The organism is Pseudomonas sp. GXM4, from assembly GCF_008923895.1.
Lineage (GTDB): Bacteria > Pseudomonadota > Gammaproteobacteria > Pseudomonadales > Pseudomonadaceae > Aquipseudomonas > Aquipseudomonas atacamensis.
Map to the genome: position 1 here is coordinate 1 of NZ_WBRZ01000419.1, position 3,106 is coordinate 3,106.

Genomic DNA, 3,106 nt, shown 5'->3' on the forward strand with positions numbered 1-3,106 from the left:
CTTACACGGCGCCTTCGCGAGCAGGCTCGCTCCCACAGGTGAGTCCTGTGTTGGCCGTCAACGATGGGCAATATTTTCCAACGCCAGATTACGCGTTCGTGGACCGAACCAGCCGATGGTCAGCATCACGATCAGCATGCTGCTGACGATAAACGCCAGTACCCCCGGCGTGCCGAAATTATCCAGGAACATGCCGATCAGCAGACTGCTGAACACCGTCGACAAGCGACTGAACGAATAGCAGAACCCGACCGCGCGGGCGCGGATGTTGGTCGGGAACAGTTCGCTCTGGTAGGAGTGATAACTGAAGCTCAGCCAGGCGTTGCAGAAGGTGATCATTACCCCGCAGAAAATCAGCCCGAACGCGCTGGTCTGCAGGGCGAACAGGGTGCCGAAGGTCATCGCGCCGAGGGCCGAGCCGACGATCTGCCATTTGTTCTCGAAACGGTTGGCGAACTTCACGAACAGCAACGGCCCGAGCGGGTAGGCGAGGGTGATGATGAAGGCGTACATCAAACTGTGGGTGACGCTCACGCCTTGCCCCGAAAGCAGCGCCGGCAACCAGTTGCCGAAACCGAAGAAACCGATCGCCTGAAAGATGTGGAAGACGATCAGCATCAACGCGCGGCGGCGGTACGGCGGCTGCCAGATATCGGCGAAACGGCCTTTGCCTTCGACATCGACGGGCACCGGTTCCGGCGCATCCAGCGCTTTGCCGTAATCCTTGGCGCAGCGCGCTTCGAGATGGTCGAGGATCCGGTTGGCCTCATCAAAGCGACCATGCTGCGCCAGCCAGCGCGGCGATTCCGGCAGACGCTTGCGCAGCCACCAGATAAACAGCGCGAACACCGCGCTGGCCAACACTACCCAACGCCAGCCGGAAATGCCGAACGGCGCTTGCGGCACCAGCCACCACGACATCAAGGCCACCGCTGGCACCGAGAGGAACTGCACGAAAAACGCAAAGGCGAACGCCGAGCTGCGCATACGTTTAGGGACCAGTTCCGAGAGGTAGGCATCGATCGTCACCAATTCGATACCCAAGCCGATGCCGACCAGAAAACGCATGCCGATGATGCCCAGCGCCGAGGTCTGAATCCCCATCAGCACTGTCGCCACCGTGTACCAGATCAGGGCGAAGGTGAAGATCGCCCGGCGGCCGAAACGATCCGCCAGCGGACTGAGCAGGCTGGCGCCGAGGAATAGGCCGAGGAACGTCGCCGAGGCGAACGCCGCCTGATCGGAGAAGCCGAACACCCCCTGACTGCCAGTGGCGAACAGGCCGTCGCGAATCAGCCCGGGACTGATGTAGGCGGTCTGGAACAGATCGTAGAGTTCGAAAAATCCACCGATCGACAGCAGCGCCACCAGACGCCAGATGGTGGCGACGGCGGGCAGCCGATCAATGCGGGCGGAAATCTCGGCGGCGCGTACCGGGTCGATGCCATCACTGGGCGCGGCGGCGGGAGCGTGAGCAGTCATAAGCTGATCCATTTTTTATTGATGGAAAAGCTTAGCCTGCTATCGGTGTTAGCGGATTGTGAATGTCGGCGGTTTAACAGGTTGAACCGCTGATTTCTCGCAATATCTACTTACGAATTAGCGATTTATGTCGCAGCGGTAGAATCCGGCAGCGCCGAGCTCGGCAGGCCGAAAATGCGGTCGAACAGCCAGTTGAACACGAAGGTGTAGCACGGGATGAAAATGATCAGTGCCAGATCCAGCAGGAACGCCTGCATCAGGCTGATGTTCATCCACCACGCAATCAGCGGAATCAGAAACACGATCAGCGTCAGTTGAAAGCCGACGGCGTGGGCGATACGCCGTTTGACCGTACGGGTGCGCGAGACCTGGCGACTTTCCCAGCGCTCGAACAACGAGGTGTAAATGAAATTCCAGGTCACGGCGATGCTGGTGATGATCACCGCCAGCGGCCCGGTGCTGCCCGGCGATGTGCCCGATAACAGTGCCAGACCAAGTGCCGAGAAGGTCATGCCGATCACTTCGTAGAGCGACACGTAGACCAGTTTGCGTTTCACGCCTTGCATGCAGATTTGCCTCTTTCTTGCCGAATGTTGGCCAGCGGGGCTGGCGAAGGCGAGCAAAGATAGCTTCAATAGACCTGACAGAAAAAGTCGGAAGCTTTCAGTTTTATTGATAGGTGAGGCGTTTGAATTTCAACAGCGACAGCATCGAATTATTTCTCGCGGTGATCGAACGCGGCTCGTTCTCCGCTGCCGCGCGGCAGTTGGGCAAGGTGCCCTCCGCGGTGAGCATGGGCATTGCCAATCTTGAAGCGGAACTCGGTTACCCGTTGTTCGACCGCAGCCACCGCGAGCCGCAACCCACGGCGATGGCGCAGTCGTTGGTGCCCCACGCGCGACTGATCGCCGAGCAGCTCAAGCAGCTGCAAGTGCACGCGGTGGAGCTGTCGTTGGGACTGGAAAGCAGGTTGTCGATCGGCGTGGTTGCGGACGTTGATCGGCGGCGCTTGCTGGCAGCGATCAAGGTGATTGCCGAGCGGCATCCGTTGCTCGACATCGAAGTGCTTACTGCGCCGCAGGATGATGTGCTGGCGATGTTGCACAGTGGCCGGGTCAGCGTGTGCCTGGCGTTTGCCGGTTTGAGCGTGAATGCGCTGGAGCGGTTTCAGTTCGTCGGCAGCGAACGCATGATCGCCACGCTGGCGGCGGACAGCCCGTTGTTGCAGGGGCGGGATGTGTTTCTTGAAGATCTGGTGCAGGTGCGGCAGATCATCGTCGCCAGCCGTGACTTGCCGATCAGCGAAACGCGGCCGTTGGTGGCCGAATCCTACTGGCGTACGGACAATCTTGAGACGGCAATGGAAATGGTCGAAGCGGGGTTGGGCTGGGGTAATTTTCCGCTGTCTGTGGTACAGCCGTGGCTGGACACGGGACGTTTGAAAAGGCTGAATTTTCGCAACATCGAAAATGGCCTGGTGCTGCCTGTGCACGCGGTGTGGCTCAAGAGCCAGCCCTTGCAGAAGGGTGCGCAGGCCCTGGTTGACCTGCTCAGCCATTGAGCACAACACAAAACCCCTGTAGGAGCTGCCGAAGGCTGCGATCTTTTGATCTTGTTCTTGAAA

3 protein-coding genes are annotated in these 3,106 nt (G+C 59.5%); 1 reads left to right on the plus strand and 2 read right to left on the minus strand.

Annotation, left to right across the window (positions count from 1 at the left end):
• Nucleotides 1–57: 57 nt before the first annotated feature.
• Both F8N49_RS26825 and F8N49_RS26830 read right to left on the minus strand, forming a co-directional pair.
• Nucleotides 58–1,482: an MFS transporter gene (locus tag F8N49_RS26825; protein WP_122752181.1), complete on the minus strand. Its 1,425-nt coding sequence runs from the start codon at nucleotides 1,480–1,482 to the stop codon at nucleotides 58–60.
• 125 nt (nucleotides 1,483–1,607) lie between these two features.
• Nucleotides 1,608–2,048 carry a PACE efflux transporter gene (locus tag F8N49_RS26830; protein WP_073472057.1) on the minus strand — a complete coding sequence of 147 codons (441 nt, stop codon included), beginning with the start codon at nucleotides 2,046–2,048 and terminating at the stop codon, nucleotides 1,608–1,610.
• A 122-nt stretch (nucleotides 2,049–2,170) separates the two neighbouring features.
• Between F8N49_RS26830 and F8N49_RS26835 the strand changes: the two genes are divergently transcribed.
• Nucleotides 2,171–3,043 (plus strand): LysR family transcriptional regulator, encoded by an 873-nt coding sequence (locus F8N49_RS26835; protein WP_122752180.1) that lies wholly within the window; start codon nucleotides 2,171–2,173, stop codon nucleotides 3,041–3,043.
• Nucleotides 3,044–3,106 lie beyond the last annotated feature (63 nt).

Bases quoted from the DNA above. Each gene is read 5' to 3' on its own strand.
- F8N49_RS26830 (WP_073472057.1), bottom strand. From the start codon at position 2,048: ATGCAAGGCGTGAAACGCAAACTGGTCTACGTGTCGCTCTACGAAGTG.
- F8N49_RS26825 (WP_122752181.1), bottom strand. From the start codon at position 1,482: ATGACTGCTCACGCTCCCGCCGCCGCGCCCAGTGATGGCATCGACCCG.